Origin of the sequence: Chromohalobacter israelensis DSM 3043, assembly GCF_000055785.1 — a bacterium.
Lineage (GTDB): Bacteria > Pseudomonadota > Gammaproteobacteria > Pseudomonadales > Halomonadaceae > Chromohalobacter > Chromohalobacter israelensis.
Genome location: NC_007963.1, coordinates 138,312 through 153,441, shown reverse-complemented (window position 1 = coordinate 153,441; position 15,130 = coordinate 138,312). Strand labels below are relative to the sequence as shown.

Sequence of the window (15,130 nt, the reverse complement as noted above, 5' to 3'; positions counted from 1 at the left end):
AGTCGTCGGACTCAATGTCCGAGGACTGCCATTTCCCGAAGAAAGCTGTCCTGGCTCCAGGCCAGGCCATCGCGGTCGAAACACTGGCGTGCGTTCAAGCCATCCACGACCGCCTCGAGTTCCGTGGCACCGCCCTCGAACACCGCCTCGAGCGCTTCCAGCAATGCCAACTCGAACGCTTCCGGCGCGCGGCTCCGGGTCTGCCAGACACGATTGTCGAAACCGCCGGGGCGCTCGATGTGCCCCTGCCCCGCTTCGCTGGAAGGAATGATGTTGGCCCACTGGTTCAGTTGGTCGTTGTACTGTCGTTCGGCCATCGGTCAGGCCCCCTGTTCGTTCATGTTCAGCTGGACGTGGTCATCGACGATCCGAACCGGATACACATCGAGATCACGCTCCCCGGGCTCGCGCAGACATTTGCCTGTACGAATGTCGAAGGCGGCCTCATGCAAGGGGCACTCGACCATGCCGTCCTCGACAAACCCTTGCGACAGCAAGGCATATGCATGCGGGCATACATCCTCGAGGGCGAAATACTCGCCATCCAGCAGGTATATCCCGACTTCCTTGTCGTCGACCTTGGCCGAGAAAGGGAAGTCTTCCTGTACTTGGTCTCGCTTACAGACGGTCGTCCACTTCATGGTGTTTGTCCTTGTCATGCAGCTCACGGCGTCTCATATATGAAACATCGTTTTCTATATGATCCATGGAAAGGAGATTAGGCCGACGCAAACTTCGCTGTCAATACTATATAGTATTAGATTGGCAAGACGATGTGCCGGTCGTTCGGCAAGGCCTTTCGAATCAATGAGTTCGGCCAGACTTGACGACATGGTCAAGCGGGGAGGAAGGAGTAAGGTTGCCCGCCAGGGCGGGCAAGGTACGACGGGGGTCAGGAATGGCCGGTGGCGAAGACCAGGCGGTAATCGTTCAGGGGGATGTGCATGACTTGCCATGCGATGGGCGTCTCGGCGTGCTGCAGATAATGCGTCTCGAGCTTGATCCCCCAGGCGTCGGCTTCGCCGTCAGGGGCGATCATGCCGGCAACGGCCCGCGGCAGACGCATGACGCGCACGCGATTCTCCGCCGTGAAGCGTGCCACTCGGCCCCGTGCCTGCAGCAGGGGCAACACGCTCTCGTGCTCGAGCGCCTCGGCGTCGATCTCCATGAGCTCGCCCGCCACGTCATCACGTAGATAAATCACGGTATGGCAATCGAAGGCACCATCGATACGGTCGAGTCGTGTCAGGCGTATGTACCCCGTCTCGCAGTGCCCAAGGCTTTGCGACCAGGGGCCTTCGCGGTAGACGCGTTCGCGTTTCAAGAGCCGAATGAAGACCATTTTCACCGGGGTCTCATCGGGACGCATGAAGATGAACGCCGGGGTACTGATCTGGCGACGATGATCACCTCCCGCCACGAACGTGCCCAGACGCCGCTTGCGGTAGAGATCTCCGCTCTCGACCAGGTCACGCAGCGCCTTCTGCACGGTCCCCAGGCTCAAGGGCAAGGCACTTGCCAATGCCTGCTCGGTCGGCAACTTCGTGCCTTCGGGCAGTACGCCTTCCACGATCAACTCGATGATCGCATCGCGCATGCAGAGGTATTTGGAAGATTTCGGTGAGTGCTCCAGGTGTTGCGAGACACGTTCGGCAAGCTGATTCAGCACGTCGTCGCCCGTTCCGGTAGTAGCGTTCGCCTTATTCTATCAGCCACGACTAATGGCCCGAAGGCCGGTGGTCGATCACGAAAAAAGCCCCCGACAGTGTCGGGGGCTTCTCGATCGAACGTTTCATGCACGCATCGGCCGGGCCGTCGCCGATGACAAGGGCCCGATCACTTCTCGACGAAGGCACGCTCGATGACGTAATCGCCGGGCTCGCCCATGCGTGGCGAGATGTTGAAGCCCATGTCGTCGAGCATGGCGCTGGTTTCATCGAGCATCGCCGGGCTACCGCAGATCATGGCGCGGTCCTGCTTGGGGTCGAGCTCCGGCAGGCCGGTATCGGTGAAGATACGCCCACCGCGGATATGGTCGGTCAGACGCCCCATGGTGTGGAATTCTTCGCGCGTCACGGTGGGGTAGTACACCAGCTTCTCGCGGATTTCGTCACCGAGGTATTCATGCGCCGGCAGGTCCTGGGTGATGAAGTCGGCGTAGGCCAGCTCGCTGACCGAACGCACCCCGTGTACCAGCACGATCTTCTCGAAGCGCTCGTAGACTTCCGGGTCCTGAATCAGGCTCATGAACGGTGCTAGACCGGTACCGGTGGACAGCAGGTACAGGTTGCGCCCCGGCAGCAGGTCGTCGACCACCAGAGTGCCGGTGGGCTTGCGGCTGACCATGACCTGATCGCCGACCTTGAGGTGCTGCAGGCGTGACGTCAGCGGGCCATCGGGGACCTTGATGCTGAAGAACTCGAGATGATCTTCGTAATTGGGGCTGGCGATGGAATAGGCACGCAGCAGCGGCTTGTTGTCGACTTCCAAGCCAATCATGACGAACTGGCCATTCTTGAAGCGCAGGCTGCGCTCACGCGTGGTGCGGAAGCTGAACAGGGTATCGTTCCAGTGATGAACGCTGAGAACTTCTTCAAGTGCCAGTTTGCTCACGACAGCTCCTTACCTTATAACCAAAAAGAATTTTCTATGCATTTGGGAGTTGCGGGAATTATAAGACTGGCCCAACATATCTGTTAAATGAATTATCTGAATATCGCTTATTCACTCCCTGGATATAGGGTCGGAAACCATCATGCGTTACACCCTGCGACAGCTCGAGGTCTTCGTTGCCATCGCGCAGCATGAAAGCGTCTCTCTCGCGGCGCGACGCCTGGCGATGTCGCAGTCGGCCACCAGCACGGCCCTCGCCGAACTCGAGCGCCAGTTCGACTGCCAATTGCTCGACCGCATCGGCAAGCGACTGAAGCTCAATGCGCTGGGCTTTCAACTCCTGCCCAAGGCCGTGGCCCTGCTCGACCGCGGCGAGGAGATCGAGGAGCTGCTCAAGGGGCAGCGTGGCATCGGCTCGCTGGACGTCGGCGCGACGCTGACCATCGGCAATTATCTCGCCACCCTGCTGATCAGCGACTTCATGCGCCGCCATCCCGGGAGTCGCGTGCGCCTGCACGTGCGCAACACGGCCTCCATCGTCGATCGCGTCACCCACCACGACCTGGACCTGGGGCTGATCGAGGGCGACTGCCAGCACGATGACATCGTCATGCAGCCCTGGGTCGAGGACGAACTCACGGTGTTCTGCTCGCCGCGACATCCCCTGGCCAACGCCGGTGAGGCGGATCTGGAAGCGCTGATGCGCGAGGACTGGATCATGCGCGAGGAAGGCTCCGGCACGCGCCGTACGCTGGACCAGGCGATGCGTCACCGACGTGGCCGGCTCAACGTGCTGCTCGAGCTGGAACACACCGAGGCGATCAAGCGTGCGGTGGAATCGGGACTCGGCATCGGCTGTGTCTCGCACCTGGCCCTGCGCGACGCCTTTCGACGCGGCAGCCTGGTCCCCATCGCCACCCCGGAGCTCGATCTGACGCGCCAGTTCACCTTCATCTGGCATCGCCACAAATACCTGACCACCGCCATGCGCGAATTCCTGCGCCTGTGCCGCGAGATGACCGCGGGGGTCCAGCGCAGCGACGAGATCGACCTGCCCGCCGTCCCGTGAGCCCCCTCAGGACCAGCCTGCCGACCGGTGCAACATGGCCCGCACCACAACGAAAACGGCCCATCGGCGTCTGCCGATGGGCCGCGATGACACGGTTCCGTATCGATCAGGACTGAGGAAGCGCCGGGCGCGTCTGCGCGTGTCCGTCCTCACGCAGATTGAAGCGCCCCACCACCTCGGCCAGCCGCGCTGCCTGATCGCGCATCTGCTCGGCAGCCACGGTGGATTCCTCGACCATGGAGGCATTGTGCTGGGTCATTTGGTCCAGGTCGTTGACGGCCTGGTTGACCTGGGTCACGCCCTGACTCTGCTCTTGCGTGGCGGCATTGATCTCGGCCAGCACATCGGAGACGCGGGCCACGGCAGTGACGATTTCCTGCATGCTGTCTCCCGCCGTGCGCACCAGGTCAGTGCCTTCGCGGGTCTGGGCCACCGAGGTGTCGATCAGCTTCTTGATGTCGGCGGCCGCCGACGCCGAGCGACTGGCCAACTGACGAACCTCGCCGGCGACCACCGCGAACCCGCGTCCCTGCTCACCGGCGCGCGCCGCCTCGACCGAGGCGTTGAGGGCCAGCAGGTTGGTCTGGAAGGCGATTTCATCGATCAGACGCACGATGTCGGAGATCTGGGTCGTCTGTGCATCCACCGCTTCCATGGTATTCACGGCCTGGCGGGCGATCTCGCCACCCCGATTGGCGGCACTCGTGGCCTCCTGGGAAAGCTGATCCGCCTGGCGCGCCGACTGGGCGGTATTTTCCACCGTGCTGGCGATCTGCTCCATGGCGGTGGAGGTTTCCTGGAGGTTGGAGGCGGCCTGCTCCGTCCGCCGAGACAGATCCTGGCTGCCATTGGCGATTTCGCTGGAGGCCTCGTTCACCGAGGAACTGCTGGCACGTACCTCGAGCAGCACGTCGTTGACGGTATCCGCGAAGCCATTGAACCCCTGGGCGATCTGCGCCACCTCGTCGCGGCCGTCTATTTCCAGGCGACGCGTCAGGTCGCCTTCGCCGGAGGCGATATCGAACATGGCATCCCGTGCCTGACGCAGACGGCGGAAGATGGGAGACAGCAACGTCCACAGCAACAAGGCGGCGATCAAGCCGGACAGCACCATGGCCACCAGCGTGGAGTGCAACACGCCCTGCACCCCGGCATTGGCCTCGGCCTGATCCAGCGCGATCAGCAGACGCCAGTTGGTCCCGGGCACGGGAACGCCATAGACCAGCACGTCACGCCCTTCGATGACCGTTTCGCGCGGTTCTCCATCATCGATCAGCGTATCCAGCCATGCCGGCGTGAGCGTCTCGTCCAGCGCCGACGCGGATTCCAGCATCAGGTCGGCGTCGCGATAGGCGACGATATTGTCGTCACGGTTCACGAGCATCGCGAAGCTGCTCGGCGTGGGGTGAATCGAGGTCACGTTGGCGGTCACATCCGCCAGACTCACATCGGCACCGATCACCGCCCGGGTCTCGCCGTCTTCGATGACCGGCGTAGTGAACGCGACCACCAGGCTGTCGGTCACCATGTCCAGGTAAGGCGGACTGACCACCGTATCGCCGGTCTCAACGGCCGATTGATACCAGGGGCGCTGGGTGGGATCGTAATCCTCGGGGGGCTGCCAGTTATCGTTGGTGATCAGCCGCTTGTCCGGCAGGCCGACATAGACTTGGCTGAAGCCGCCGGCCGCGGCGGTCTGTTGCAAGGCGGGCACGAAATCGTCGTTGTCGAGCGCCGGGGGGAGCGCTTCGATCAAGCGTTTCTTGCTGGTCGCCCAGTCCGCGATGGCATCGACATTGCCGCGTGCCACGGCGCTCAACATGTCGATATTGGTGGCGCGTTGCTGCTGACTCACCAGCCAGTAGCTCACGCCGCCGGTAACGGCCAGGGCGACCAGGATCATGGCGACACAGGCCACCATGATCCGGGTGCGTAGCGATGTGAACATAAATGAGTGCCTATCGTTGGGGGATGCCTCTTTTATTAACGGCACTCATGGGAAAAACTTTAAGCGCGATGATTCTTCATGTTTTTGCGAATCTTCGCATCAACCGAGAGGCGGTCGAAACTTCTCGGCCAGGTCTTCTTCGCTGGCCCCGGAAAGATCCTTGTCCAGCGTATGGATGACACATTCCTGGGTGGGCTTGTCGAGCTTCTGCCGCAATAGCCCGAGGAAATGCGGCGCGGCGGCGATGATGAACTCATCCGCCTTGCCTTGGGTGCGCGCCTGACGCATATAGTCTGCGACTTCCTTGGCGAAGAAGGCGGCATGCTTTTCCATCGTGGCGTCGTCATTGCCGGACTGGCGAGGGGAGTGCGTGGCGCTATCGTCGGCCTCCCCCTTGCCGCCGGTGCGCAGGTCGCCGGTGTGCAGACGGCCCTCGGGGTGGACCAGGGTCTCGACCTCACGCACGACACCTGCCTGGTGGGCGAAGATGCGTGCACGCGCGGCATTGGCAGTCACGATATAGCGCTTGTTCATCCTTTTCTCCTTGGGCCGGGGCTCCCCCGGCGTCACTTGACGGATCGCGGAGCTTCCTGCTCCGCCTGGCCCACTAGCCACGGCGGGCAGCGGCCCTCTAAGCGTCGAAACCCGGCGAGCATCTGTCAAACCCCGCGCTGTCGTGACACCGCGACGCTCGCGTGGCGAGATACCGACAGGTTCGCGCGGGGCGCAAACCTGCTAACATCCTGCGCCGAACGGGAACCACCGGCTTATGTGCGCCATCTGCCAGGGAGAGCGATATGCGCGACTTCATCATGATGCGTCGCCCGTTACCGCGACGGACGTTGATCTTTTCTCATTGCCTGCTGCAACTCGGCCTCCTGCTGGCGGGCGGAGTGTGGCTATGGCGCCATTCGCCGAGTGTCAGCGGCGCATCCTGGCAGGCCAGCTGGCCCATGATGGCGCTCGGCGGCGGTGCCTTGCTGCTCGCCATGGCGTTGTTGCGCCTGCTCGCCGAACTGTGGATGGCACCTCACCACATGCTGGCACGCCGCGGTGGTTTCGCCCCCGGCGATGTGATGACACGCGCCATCGACCGACGGCCGGCCATGCACGACCCGGAACAGTCCTGGATCGGCACGGCCAGGCCGCTCGACCCGGACGAAGGCGTGGTCGGGCAGGCCCGGGTGACGCAACCGCGACAGCCGTTGGCAGCGCGGCATGACACCACCTCGCGCCAGGACGCCGCCCCGCAGCGCGCCGATGCCAGCCAGCGTCAGGAGCCCACCCTCTAGGCAGGGTGGGTCCGTCACCGGCGGCTCGTCTGGCTCAGTGCCCGAGAATCTGGCTGAGAAACAGCTTGGTACGCTCGGAACGCGGCTGGTTGAAGAACGTTTCCGGCGGGGCTTCCTCGATGATCTGTCCCTGGTCCATGAAGATGACCCGGTCGGCTACGGTCTTGGCGAAGCCCATCTCGTGCGTGACGCAGAGCATGGTCATGCCTTCGCGGGCCAGTTCGATCATGACGTCGAGCACCTCCTTGATCATCTCCGGGTCGAGCGCCGAGGTCGGCTCGTCGAACAGCATCACCTCGGGCCGCATGCACAGCGAGCGGGCGATGGCCACCCGCTGCTGCTGGCCGCCCGACAGCTGGCCGGGATATTTGTGAGCCTGGTCGGCGATCTGCACGCGCTCCAGATACTCCATCGCGGTCTTCTCGGCCTCGGCGCGCGGCTTCTTCTGCACCCAGGTCTGTGACAAGCAGCAGTTCTCCAGCACGCTGAGGTGGGGAAACAGGTTGAAGTGCTGGAACACCATGCCCACGTTGCGGCGGATCTGCTCGATGCGCTTGACGTCCTGGGTCATGGGCACGCCATTGACCACGATCTCGCCTTGCTGATGGCTTTCCAGGTGATTGATGCAACGGATCAACGTCGACTTGCCCGATCCCGAGGGGCCGCAGATGACGATACGTTCGCCGCGGGCGACCGTCAGGTCGATATCGCGCAAGACGTGAAAGTCGCCGTACCACTTGTTGAGGCCGGTCATCTCGATCATCGGCGTGTCGCCGTGTGAGGTCGCTGTCGCTTGGCTCATGATGCAGTTCCTTGGCGTTATCGTTATATCGATTCGATCGGTGTGGTTCAGCTCGTGTGGCCTGTCTGCAGGCGTCTCTCGATGTACTGGCTATAGCGCGACATGCTGAAACAGAACACCCAGAACACCAGCGCGGCGAACACGTACCCCTCGGTGGCGAACCCGAGCCAATCGCTGTCGGTCAGCCCCGCGCGAATGATCGCCAGCAGGTCGAACAGCCCGATGATCAGCACCAGCGAGGTGTCCTTGAACAGGGCGATGAAGGTATTGACGATGCCGGGAATCACCAGCTTCAGGGCCTGGGGCAGCACGATCAGCCCCATGCGCTGCCAGTAGCCCAGTCCCAGCGCCTTGCCCGCTTCATCCTGCCCGCTGGGAATGGCCTGCAGCCCGCCCCTGACGACCTCCGCCATGTAGGCGCTCCAGAACAGCATGATGCCCACCAGCGCCCGCAGCAGCTTGTCGAACTCGACCTGGGTCGGCACGAACAACGGCAGCATCACCGAGGCCATGAACAGCACGGTGATGAGAGGCACGCCCCGCCAGAACTCGATGAACACCACGCTCACGGCACGCACGAACGGCAGGTTGGAGCGACGGCCCAGCGCCAGTACGATGCCGATCGGCAACGAGCCGACGATGCCGATGGTGGCCACGGTCAGGGTCAGCATCAGACCGCCCCATTCACGGGTCGGCACGTATATCAGGCCAAAGTGACCGCCGAGCAGCAGCACGTAGGCCGCTATCGGGAAGCCGATCACGGCGATGACCGCGGCCCACCGCTTGCCCGGCACCCTGGGGATCGCCAGCCAGGCCAGCAGTCCCGCCATCAGGGCGAAGACGATATCCACCCGCCAGCGGGCGGCTTCGGGGTAGAAGCCGTAGATGATCGATTCGAAACGCGCGCTGATGAAGACCCAGCAAGCGCCCTCCCCGCTGCAGGCCTGGCGAGAGTCGCCGATCCAGTCGGCCTGGATCAGTGCCCACTGCACGAACGGCCAGAGCCCCCAGGCCAGCAGCCCGATGGTGACCACCGTCACCACGCTGTTGATGGGGCCATTGAACAAGTTGCGATGGAACCACCGCCAGATGCCACGGCGCGCATCCGGCGGACGTCGCGCTTCGATCATCTCATCACGCATGAATTCACCGGACATCTCAACGCTCCTTGAGTAGCGTGCGCGCGTTATACATATTCATCAGCGCCGATACGATCAGGCTGATCGTCAGATACACGGCCATGGTCATGGCCACGATCTCGATGGCCTGGCCGGTCTGGTTGAGCGTCGTCCCCGCGAAGACGGCCACCAGATCGGGATACCCGATCGCCGTGGCAAGCGAGGAGTTCTTGATCAGGTTCAGGTATTGGCTCGTCAGTTGCGGCACGATGACGCGCATCGCCTGCGGGATCACGACCTTGCGCAGCGTGATGGCCTCCGGCAGGCTCAGGGCGCGCGATGCCTCGACCTGCCCGCTGGGCACCGACAAGATGCCGGAACGCACGATTTCCGCGATGAAGGACGCGGTGTAGATCGATAGCGCCAACCAGAGGGCGGCGAGTTCGGGAATCACCGTGACGCCGCCGCTGAAGTTGAATCCCTTGAGCTCGGGAATCGACCACTCGAGCGGCGCTCCCGTCAGCAGGAATACCGCCAGCGGCGTTCCGATGATCAACCCCGCGCCCAGCCAGTAGATCGGCAAGGCCTGGCCGGTCCGCGCCTGGCGGCGTTTCGCGTAGATGCCCAATGCGATCGCCGCGACGATGCCCACCAGCAAGGCCCAGGGCGTGGCCGCGAAACCGCTCAACGGCTGCGGGTCGGGGATGACCAGGCCGCGCACGTTGATGAAGACCACTTCCATCAGGCTCAGGCTGTCACGCGGACTGGGCAGCGCCTGCAGCACCGCGAAATACCAGAACAGGATCTGCACCAGCAGCGGAATGTTGCGGAATATCTCGACGTAGGCACCGGCCAGGCGAGCCAGCAACCAGTTCGGCGACAACCTGGCGATACCGACCGCGAACCCGATGATCGTCGCCGCCACGATGCCCATTGCCGACACCAGCAGCGTATTCAGCAGCCCCACCAGGAAGGTGCGGCCGTACGTACTGTCACCGGAGAACTCGATCAAGGTTTGCGGGATCGAAAAGCCCGCTCGTTCATCGAGGAACCCGAAGCCGGTGGTGATGCCTCGGGCTTCGAGGTTCGCCATCGTGTTGCCGACGATGAAGGCGATCAACGCCACTAACGCCGCCAGCAACACGCCCTGCAGCAATAAGGCACGAAACGTCGGATTACGCCACAACGCAACCCGATCGCCGGAAGGAGAACGCGACATGTCGATCCTCTAATACACTGGCACGAGAAGGCACCCCGCAGATCATGCGGGGTGCTGGGAGCGTGGGCGAAATACTCGCCCACGCGGCGTACTTGAAGACCTCGGTACTCGACAGCGTCGGTACTTAGAGATCCCGGTACTCACAGGCCGTATCAGCGAATCGGCGGTGCATAGAGAATCCCGCCTTCGTTCCAGAGGGCGTTCATGCCACGCTGAATCTTCAGCGGCGAGTCTTCGCCCACGGTGGTCGCGAACACTTCGCCGTAGTTGCCGACGTTCTTGATGATGTTGTACGCCCAGTCGTTGGGCAGACCGAGTTGCTCGCCATAGTTGCCATCCTTGCCCAGCAGGCGTGCTACCCCGGGGTTGGGCGGGTTATCGCGCATTTCGTCGACGTTGTCGCTGTTAACGCCCATTTCCTCGGCGTTGACCATGGCGAAGATGGTCCACTGCACGATATCCAGCCATTGGTCGTCCCCCTGGCGCACCACCGGCCCCAGCGGTTCCTTGGAAATCAGCGTCTCGAGGATCTCGACGCTATCCGGTTCGGGCAATTGCAGGCGCAACGCGCTCAGCTGAGAAGTATCGGAGGTCAGCACGTCACAGCGCCCGTGAGCGAACCCCTGAGCGGTCTGGTCGGGCGTGTCGAACGTGACGGTCTTGATCTCGATATCGCGGGAGGGAAAGTAATCGGCCAGGTTCAGCTCGTGCGTGGTGCCGGACTGAATGCAGATGGAAGCGCCGTTGAGGCCTTCCAGGCTCTCGATATTCAGATCCTTGCTCACCATGAAACCTTGACCGTCGTAGAAGGTGGTCGCGGTGAAGTTCAGACCGAGAGAGTTGTCACGCGTCGCCGTCCAGGTCGTGTTGCGTGACAGCACGTCGATTTCGCCGGACTGCAGCGCGGTGAAGCGCTCCTTCGCGGTCAACGGGGTAAAGACGACGTTATCGGGATCGCCGAAGATCGCGGAGGCGATGCCCCGGCAGGTTTCCACATCGAGCCCTTGCCAGTTGCCGTCGGCATCCGGTGCCGAGAACCCGGCCAGACCGACGTTGACCCCGCAATTGAGGTTGCCACGCTCCTTGACGTCGTCGAGGGTCGCCGCCTGGGAGGCAGTCGCGAAACCACTGAGTAGCAGGGCAGCCGGAACGGCAACAATGAACTTGTTCTTATAAAGCATGCAGAAGCTCCTTGCGTTTATTGTGGTGGCTTATACGAGAGCCACGCATCACATTAGCAAAGAGCTTGCCATCCCAGCCAATATACCTAAGTCACGTGTCATTAACGCCTTTCACACGTTTCGCATCACGCCGATAGTGCACGACGCATGAACGGCGGCAGCGCCAATGCACCACGATGGGTCTCGACGCTGTAGTACTCGAGCGGGAATTCCACCGCGGCGGCATCCCGTTCGCGAAAGCGCGTCACGTCACTGCCCTTGCCGGCCAGAGTCGCGCTCCACCATCCGGAGGGGTAGACCGGCTGCGGGAACGGCAGCGTGGCGACGCTATCGAAGCCCGCGCGTTGCATGTCGGCGCGCAATTCGCGAATGATCGAGCCGGTGTGATACAGCGGCGACTCGCTTTGCTGCACCAGCACGCCGCCGTCGGCGAGCAGCCGGTGGCAACGCGTCAGGAAGTCGACCTCGAACAGTCCTTCCGCCGGCCCCACCGGATCGGTCGAGTCGATGATCATGACGTCGACGCTGCCTTCCGGCGCGCTCTCGACCCATTTGACACCGTCCTCGAACTTGAGCGTGGCGCGCGGGTCGTCGTTGGAAGCCGTCAACTCCGGGAAATAACGCTGCGAGGCGCGCGTGACTTCTTCATCGATATCGATCTGCACGACCTGCTCGACGCCGGGGTGCTTGAGCACCTCGCGCAGCGTTCCGCAATCGCCGCCGCCGATGATCACCACACGCTTGGGCGCGGCATGCGCGAACAGCGCCGGATGCGCCATCATCTCGTGATAGAGAAAATTGTCGCGCGTGCTGAGCATCACGCAGCCGTCGAGCACCATCAGATTGCCGTAGGTCTCGGTCGCGTAGACCTCCAGGTGCTGATAGGGACTCTGCACTTCGTGCAGCTTGTCCTTGATCATGAGGGAAAAAGCACTGCCATGGCTGTCGAACACTTCGGTGAACCAGCCCTGATCGAGACGCTCGGTCATGGGAATCCTCGTCATCGCCCTAGTGAAAGCCCTCGAGGGGCCGGAGTCGCGGCGTTCACGGCCTGCCGCGAACGCACCGGAAAACCGCGCAACATAGCCTATCCGTGCGCAACAAGAAAGCGCCGCGGCAACAGCCAGCGGCAGGCTGCCACGGCGGCGAGCGCGCCCAGCGCATTGGCCAGCGCATCGGCGCCGTCGGCACCGCTGCGCCCCGGCACGCCCAGCTGCAAGCCTTCGACGAGAAGGCCGTAACCGATGGCCAGGCCCAGCGCCGTCACCGCGCGCAGACCGCCCAGGCGCAGCAGCGCCGCCAACCCCGCATAGGCGATGAAATGGTTGAACTTGTCCCAGGGCAGCTCCTGAGGCATGTCCGCACCGGGGGTCAGGCTGCCCCAGGCGATCACGGCGGCGCTGACGACGGCCAGCGCTAGGCAAAGCCTGCGAAGATGACGCAGGGAGACACGCATGACTCACGCTCCTGATGATGAATGGACCGGGGCCGCGTCGTCGCTCGCCAGGGCACGAGGCAACGCCAGCCGTCGGCAGACCGACGCATCCAGGCGCGCCACCCAGTGCCCTTCGACCTCGCGCGACCAGTCGGTCGCCGGCGCCAGCCGATGCCGCCGGCGCCCGACGGCATGGTAGGCACCGTCGCGCCAGGCACGCGGCAACCAGCGCAGGCCCGCCAGGCCACGCCAGGGCCATCTCAGCCCTTGCGCCAGGCGCCACAGCGCCGCGCTGTCGCGATGCAGCTCACCCTCGCGCACCAGCCAGACGCTATCGAGCTGGCCGGAGTCGACCCCGAAGTGCTCGCCCAGGCGTCGGGCCGTCGCGTCGTGCAAGCTCGCCAGGTACACCGGCGCCCGCGCGTGGCGCAGCACGAAGTGTGCCGCACGGCGACACAACGGGCACTCGGCGTCGAGCACGAGCAGCATGGCACGTTCAGCCATGATAACGCGGGCTGAGTTCATGCAGTGCCTCGATGAAGGCGGCGACATGATCGGGATCAGTGAATTGGCTGACACCATGCCCCAGGTTGAAGACATGGCCGGGACCGCTGCCATAGCTGGCCAGAATGCGCGCCACCTCATCGCGAATCGCCTGGGGCGAGGCGAAGAGCACATTGGGATCGAGATTGCCCTGCAGCGCCACGCGATCCCCGACACGGGCCCGGGCGTCGCTCAGCTCGGTGGTCCAGTCCAGGCCCACGGCATCGGCGCCGCTGTCGGCGATGGTCTCCAGCCACTGGCCGCCCTGCTTGGTGAACAGGATCACCGGCACGTGGCGCCCCTCGTGCTCCCGGATCAGTCCTTCGACGATGCGCGCCATGTAGGCCAGCGAGAACTCGCGGTAGGCCGGCGTCGACAACACGCCGCCCCAGGTGTCGAAGATCTGCACGATCTGGGCTCCGGCACGAATCTGCGCATTGAGGTAGTCGGTGACCGACCGCGCCAGCTTGTCGAGCAGCGCGTGCATCGCCGCGGGATCGCCGTACATCAATGCCTTGGCGTGCCGGAAGTCCTTGCTCGAGCCGCCTTCGATCATGTAGGTCGCCAGCGTCCAGGGGCTGCCCGAAAAGCCGATCAACGGCACGCTGTCCGCCAGTTCGTGGCGAATGGTGCGCACCGCGTTCATCACATAATCGAGATCCCGCTCGGCATCCGGCACCGGCAAGGCGTCCACAGCCTCGGCGCTGCGCACCGTCTTGCGAAACTTGGGGCCTTCGCCCGTTTCGAAGTACAGCCCCAGATCCATGGCGTCGGGAATCGTGAGGATGTCGGAAAACAGGATCGCCGCATCGAGCGCATAGCGGCGAAGCGGCTGCATGGTGACCTCGCACGCCAGTTCGGCGTTGCGGCACAGGTCCATGAAACTGCCGGCCTGGCCGCGCGTCTCCCGATATTCGGGCAGATAACGGCCCGCTTGGCGCATCATCCACACCGGTGTGCGGTCTACCGGTTGGCGCGCCAAGGCACGCAGTAGGCGGTCGTTTTGCAATGGCATGGAAGCTCCAGACGTCGGTTTTGCCCACCATTGTAACGAATGCCGCGCGCGGCGACTTGATTCACGGTGACGCATCCCCATCTAGCATCGATATCTCGCCACACACGCGGGATGAGCCGCGCGCCACGGCCTGCTAGAATACTCGCCCCCGGACGCGTCCGCTTTCCGCACCGCCATGTGCTCCACCGAGGTTCATCGTGACGATTCGCTTCATCGCCGCCTCCCAACTGCCCACGCCATGGGCGACATTCACCATGCACGGCTTCGAAGACGATGCCACGGGCAAGGAGCACGTCGCCTTGACCCTGGGCGATGTCTCGACGTCCGAGCCCGTGCTGGGGCGCGTGCACTCGGAATGCCTGACCGGTGACGCACTGTTCTCGATGCGCTGCGATTGCGGCTATCAGCTGCAGGAAGCGCTCAAGCGCATCGCCGACGAAGGACGCGGCGTGCTGCTCTACCTGCGCCAGGAAGGGCGTGGCATCGGCCTGCTCAACAAGATCCGCGCCTACCACCTGCAGGATCAGGGCTACGATACCGTGGAGGCCAACGAGCATCTCGGGTTCGGCGCCGACATGCGCCGTTACGACCTGTGCGTGCCCATGCTCGATCATCTGGGCGTGCAGGCGCTCAAGCTGATGACCAACAACCCGCGCAAGGTCGAAGCCTTGACGCGCGATGGCGTGCGCGTCGCCGAACGCCTGGCGATCACCGCCGGGCGCAATCCTCACAACGAGCATTATCTCGCCACCAAGGTCGGCAAGCTCGGCCACATGATGGCGCTGGGCGACCCCGCCGCCAGGGACGACCGCGAGCACTGAGGTTTTCTTCCCGGCGCGGCGAACTACACTGACGGGTATGCTGTCTTGAGGGTGTCATGCCCTCATGTAGTCCG

Annotated in this window: 17 protein-coding genes; 3 read left to right on the top strand and 14 right to left on the bottom strand. The window is 63.4% G+C overall.

The annotated features are described in order from the left end of the window. Positions 1-11: 11 nt before the first annotated feature. The 4 genes from CSAL_RS00665 to CSAL_RS00650 all read right to left on the bottom strand — a co-directional run bounded on the left by CSAL_RS00665 (position 12) and on the right by CSAL_RS00650 (position 2,613). Positions 12-317 carry a recombinase-like helix-turn-helix domain-containing protein gene (locus CSAL_RS00665; RefSeq protein WP_011505441.1) on the bottom strand — a complete coding sequence of 102 codons (306 nt, stop codon included), beginning with the start codon at positions 315-317 and terminating at the stop codon, positions 12-14. Between the two features lie 3 nt (positions 318-320). Next, positions 321-641: a non-heme iron oxygenase ferredoxin subunit gene (locus tag CSAL_RS00660; protein ID WP_011505440.1), complete on the bottom strand. Its 321-nt coding sequence runs from the start codon at positions 639-641 to the stop codon at positions 321-323. Between the two features lie 251 nt (positions 642-892). Continuing rightward, positions 893-1,669 (bottom strand): GntR family transcriptional regulator, encoded by a 777-nt coding sequence (locus CSAL_RS00655; RefSeq protein WP_043557829.1) that lies wholly within the window; start codon positions 1,667-1,669, stop codon positions 893-895. A gap of 167 nt (positions 1,670-1,836) precedes the next feature. Next, positions 1,837-2,613, bottom strand: a complete 777-nt coding sequence (locus CSAL_RS00650; RefSeq protein ID WP_011505438.1) for a ferredoxin--NADP reductase — start codon at positions 2,611-2,613, stop codon at positions 1,837-1,839. A 142-nt stretch (positions 2,614-2,755) separates the two neighbouring features. Between CSAL_RS00650 and CSAL_RS00645 the strand changes: the two genes are divergently transcribed. Further along, positions 2,756-3,682 carry a LysR family transcriptional regulator gene (locus CSAL_RS00645; RefSeq protein ID WP_011505437.1) on the top strand — a complete coding sequence of 309 codons (927 nt, stop codon included), beginning with the start codon at positions 2,756-2,758 and terminating at the stop codon, positions 3,680-3,682. A gap of 106 nt (positions 3,683-3,788) precedes the next feature. Here CSAL_RS00645 and CSAL_RS00640 read toward each other — a convergent pair whose 3' ends face one another. Next, positions 3,789-5,630, bottom strand: coding sequence for a methyl-accepting chemotaxis protein (locus CSAL_RS00640; RefSeq protein WP_011505436.1), 1,842 nt, complete (start codon positions 5,628-5,630; stop codon positions 3,789-3,791). A gap of 99 nt (positions 5,631-5,729) precedes the next feature. After that, positions 5,730-6,164 (bottom strand): host attachment protein, encoded by a 435-nt coding sequence (locus CSAL_RS00635; protein ID WP_011505435.1) that lies wholly within the window; start codon positions 6,162-6,164, stop codon positions 5,730-5,732. Between the two features lie 263 nt (positions 6,165-6,427). On the opposite strand from CSAL_RS00635, the gene CSAL_RS00630 reads away from it, so the two are divergent. Next, on the top strand, positions 6,428-6,922 hold the full coding sequence (locus CSAL_RS00630; RefSeq protein WP_011505434.1) for a hypothetical protein: 495 nt from the start codon (positions 6,428-6,430) through the stop codon (positions 6,920-6,922). Between the two features lie 34 nt (positions 6,923-6,956). Here the strand turns inward: CSAL_RS00630 and CSAL_RS00625 are convergent, their stop codons facing one another. The 8 genes from CSAL_RS00625 to hemE all read right to left on the bottom strand — a co-directional run bounded on the left by CSAL_RS00625 (position 6,957) and on the right by hemE (position 14,235). Continuing rightward, positions 6,957-7,685: an amino acid ABC transporter ATP-binding protein gene (locus CSAL_RS00625; protein WP_035414284.1), complete on the bottom strand. Its 729-nt coding sequence runs from the start codon at positions 7,683-7,685 to the stop codon at positions 6,957-6,959. Positions 7,686-7,771: 86 nt separating this feature from the next. After that, on the bottom strand, positions 7,772-8,881 hold the full coding sequence (locus CSAL_RS00620) for an amino acid ABC transporter permease (RefSeq protein WP_011505432.1): 1,110 nt from the start codon (positions 8,879-8,881) through the stop codon (positions 7,772-7,774). Between the two features lies 1 nt (position 8,882). Continuing rightward, positions 8,883-10,061, bottom strand: a complete 1,179-nt coding sequence (locus CSAL_RS00615; protein ID WP_011505431.1) for an amino acid ABC transporter permease — start codon at positions 10,059-10,061, stop codon at positions 8,883-8,885. 152 nt (positions 10,062-10,213) lie between these two features. Then, positions 10,214-11,242: an amino acid ABC transporter substrate-binding protein gene (locus CSAL_RS00610; RefSeq protein WP_011505430.1), complete on the bottom strand. Its 1,029-nt coding sequence runs from the start codon at positions 11,240-11,242 to the stop codon at positions 10,214-10,216. A 125-nt stretch (positions 11,243-11,367) separates the two neighbouring features. Next, complete coding sequence (gene speE / locus CSAL_RS00605) at positions 11,368-12,231, bottom strand: polyamine aminopropyltransferase (RefSeq protein ID WP_035413969.1); 864 nt, start codon at positions 12,229-12,231, stop codon at positions 11,368-11,370. Positions 12,232-12,329: 98 nt separating this feature from the next. After that, on the bottom strand, positions 12,330-12,698 hold the full coding sequence (locus CSAL_RS00600) for a VanZ family protein (protein WP_011505428.1): 369 nt from the start codon (positions 12,696-12,698) through the stop codon (positions 12,330-12,332). 3 nt (positions 12,699-12,701) lie between these two features. Continuing rightward, positions 12,702-13,181, bottom strand: coding sequence for a thiol-disulfide oxidoreductase DCC family protein (locus CSAL_RS00595; RefSeq protein WP_011505427.1), 480 nt, complete (start codon positions 13,179-13,181; stop codon positions 12,702-12,704). Next, complete coding sequence (gene hemE / locus CSAL_RS00590; RefSeq protein ID WP_011505426.1) at positions 13,174-14,235, bottom strand: uroporphyrinogen decarboxylase; 1,062 nt, start codon at positions 14,233-14,235, stop codon at positions 13,174-13,176. Before hemE ends, CSAL_RS00595 begins: the two co-directional genes overlap by 8 nt. 197 nt (positions 14,236-14,432) lie before the next feature. Between hemE and ribA the strand changes: the two genes are divergently transcribed. Further along, the gene (gene ribA / locus CSAL_RS00585) at positions 14,433-15,056 is read left to right on the top strand and encodes a GTP cyclohydrolase II (RefSeq protein ID WP_011505425.1); all 624 of its coding nucleotides are present in this window, start codon (positions 14,433-14,435) and stop codon (positions 15,054-15,056) included. Positions 15,057-15,130: the final 74 nt, after the last annotated feature.

Excerpts from the sequence above, each read along its gene's own strand:
- CSAL_RS00665 (WP_011505441.1), bottom strand. The coding sequence starts at position 317 with ATGGCCGAACGACAGTACAACGACCAACTGAACCAGTGGGCCAACATC.
- CSAL_RS00660 (WP_011505440.1), bottom strand. The coding sequence starts at position 641 with ATGAAGTGGACGACCGTCTGTAAGCGAGACCAAGTACAGGAAGACTTC.
- CSAL_RS00645 (WP_011505437.1), top strand. The coding sequence starts at position 2,756 with ATGCGTTACACCCTGCGACAGCTCGAGGTCTTCGTTGCCATCGCGCAG.
- CSAL_RS00640 (WP_011505436.1), bottom strand. The coding sequence starts at position 5,630 with ATGTTCACATCGCTACGCACCCGGATCATGGTGGCCTGTGTCGCCATG.
- CSAL_RS00635 (WP_011505435.1), bottom strand. The coding sequence starts at position 6,164 with ATGAACAAGCGCTATATCGTGACTGCCAATGCCGCGCGTGCACGCATC.
- CSAL_RS00630 (WP_011505434.1), top strand. The coding sequence starts at position 6,428 with ATGCGCGACTTCATCATGATGCGTCGCCCGTTACCGCGACGGACGTTG.
- CSAL_RS00625 (WP_035414284.1), bottom strand. The coding sequence starts at position 7,685 with ATGATCGAGATGACCGGCCTCAACAAGTGGTACGGCGACTTTCACGTC.
- CSAL_RS00620 (WP_011505432.1), bottom strand. The coding sequence starts at position 8,881 with ATGTCCGGTGAATTCATGCGTGATGAGATGATCGAAGCGCGACGTCCG.
- CSAL_RS00615 (WP_011505431.1), bottom strand. The coding sequence starts at position 10,061 with ATGTCGCGTTCTCCTTCCGGCGATCGGGTTGCGTTGTGGCGTAATCCG.
- CSAL_RS00610 (WP_011505430.1), bottom strand. The coding sequence starts at position 11,242 with ATGCTTTATAAGAACAAGTTCATTGTTGCCGTTCCGGCTGCCCTGCTA.
- speE (WP_035413969.1), bottom strand. The coding sequence starts at position 12,231 with ATGACCGAGCGTCTCGATCAGGGCTGGTTCACCGAAGTGTTCGACAGC.
- CSAL_RS00600 (WP_011505428.1), bottom strand. The coding sequence starts at position 12,698 with ATGCGTGTCTCCCTGCGTCATCTTCGCAGGCTTTGCCTAGCGCTGGCC.
- CSAL_RS00595 (WP_011505427.1), bottom strand. The coding sequence starts at position 13,181 with ATGGCTGAACGTGCCATGCTGCTCGTGCTCGACGCCGAGTGCCCGTTG.
- hemE (WP_011505426.1), bottom strand. The coding sequence starts at position 14,235 with ATGCCATTGCAAAACGACCGCCTACTGCGTGCCTTGGCGCGCCAACCG.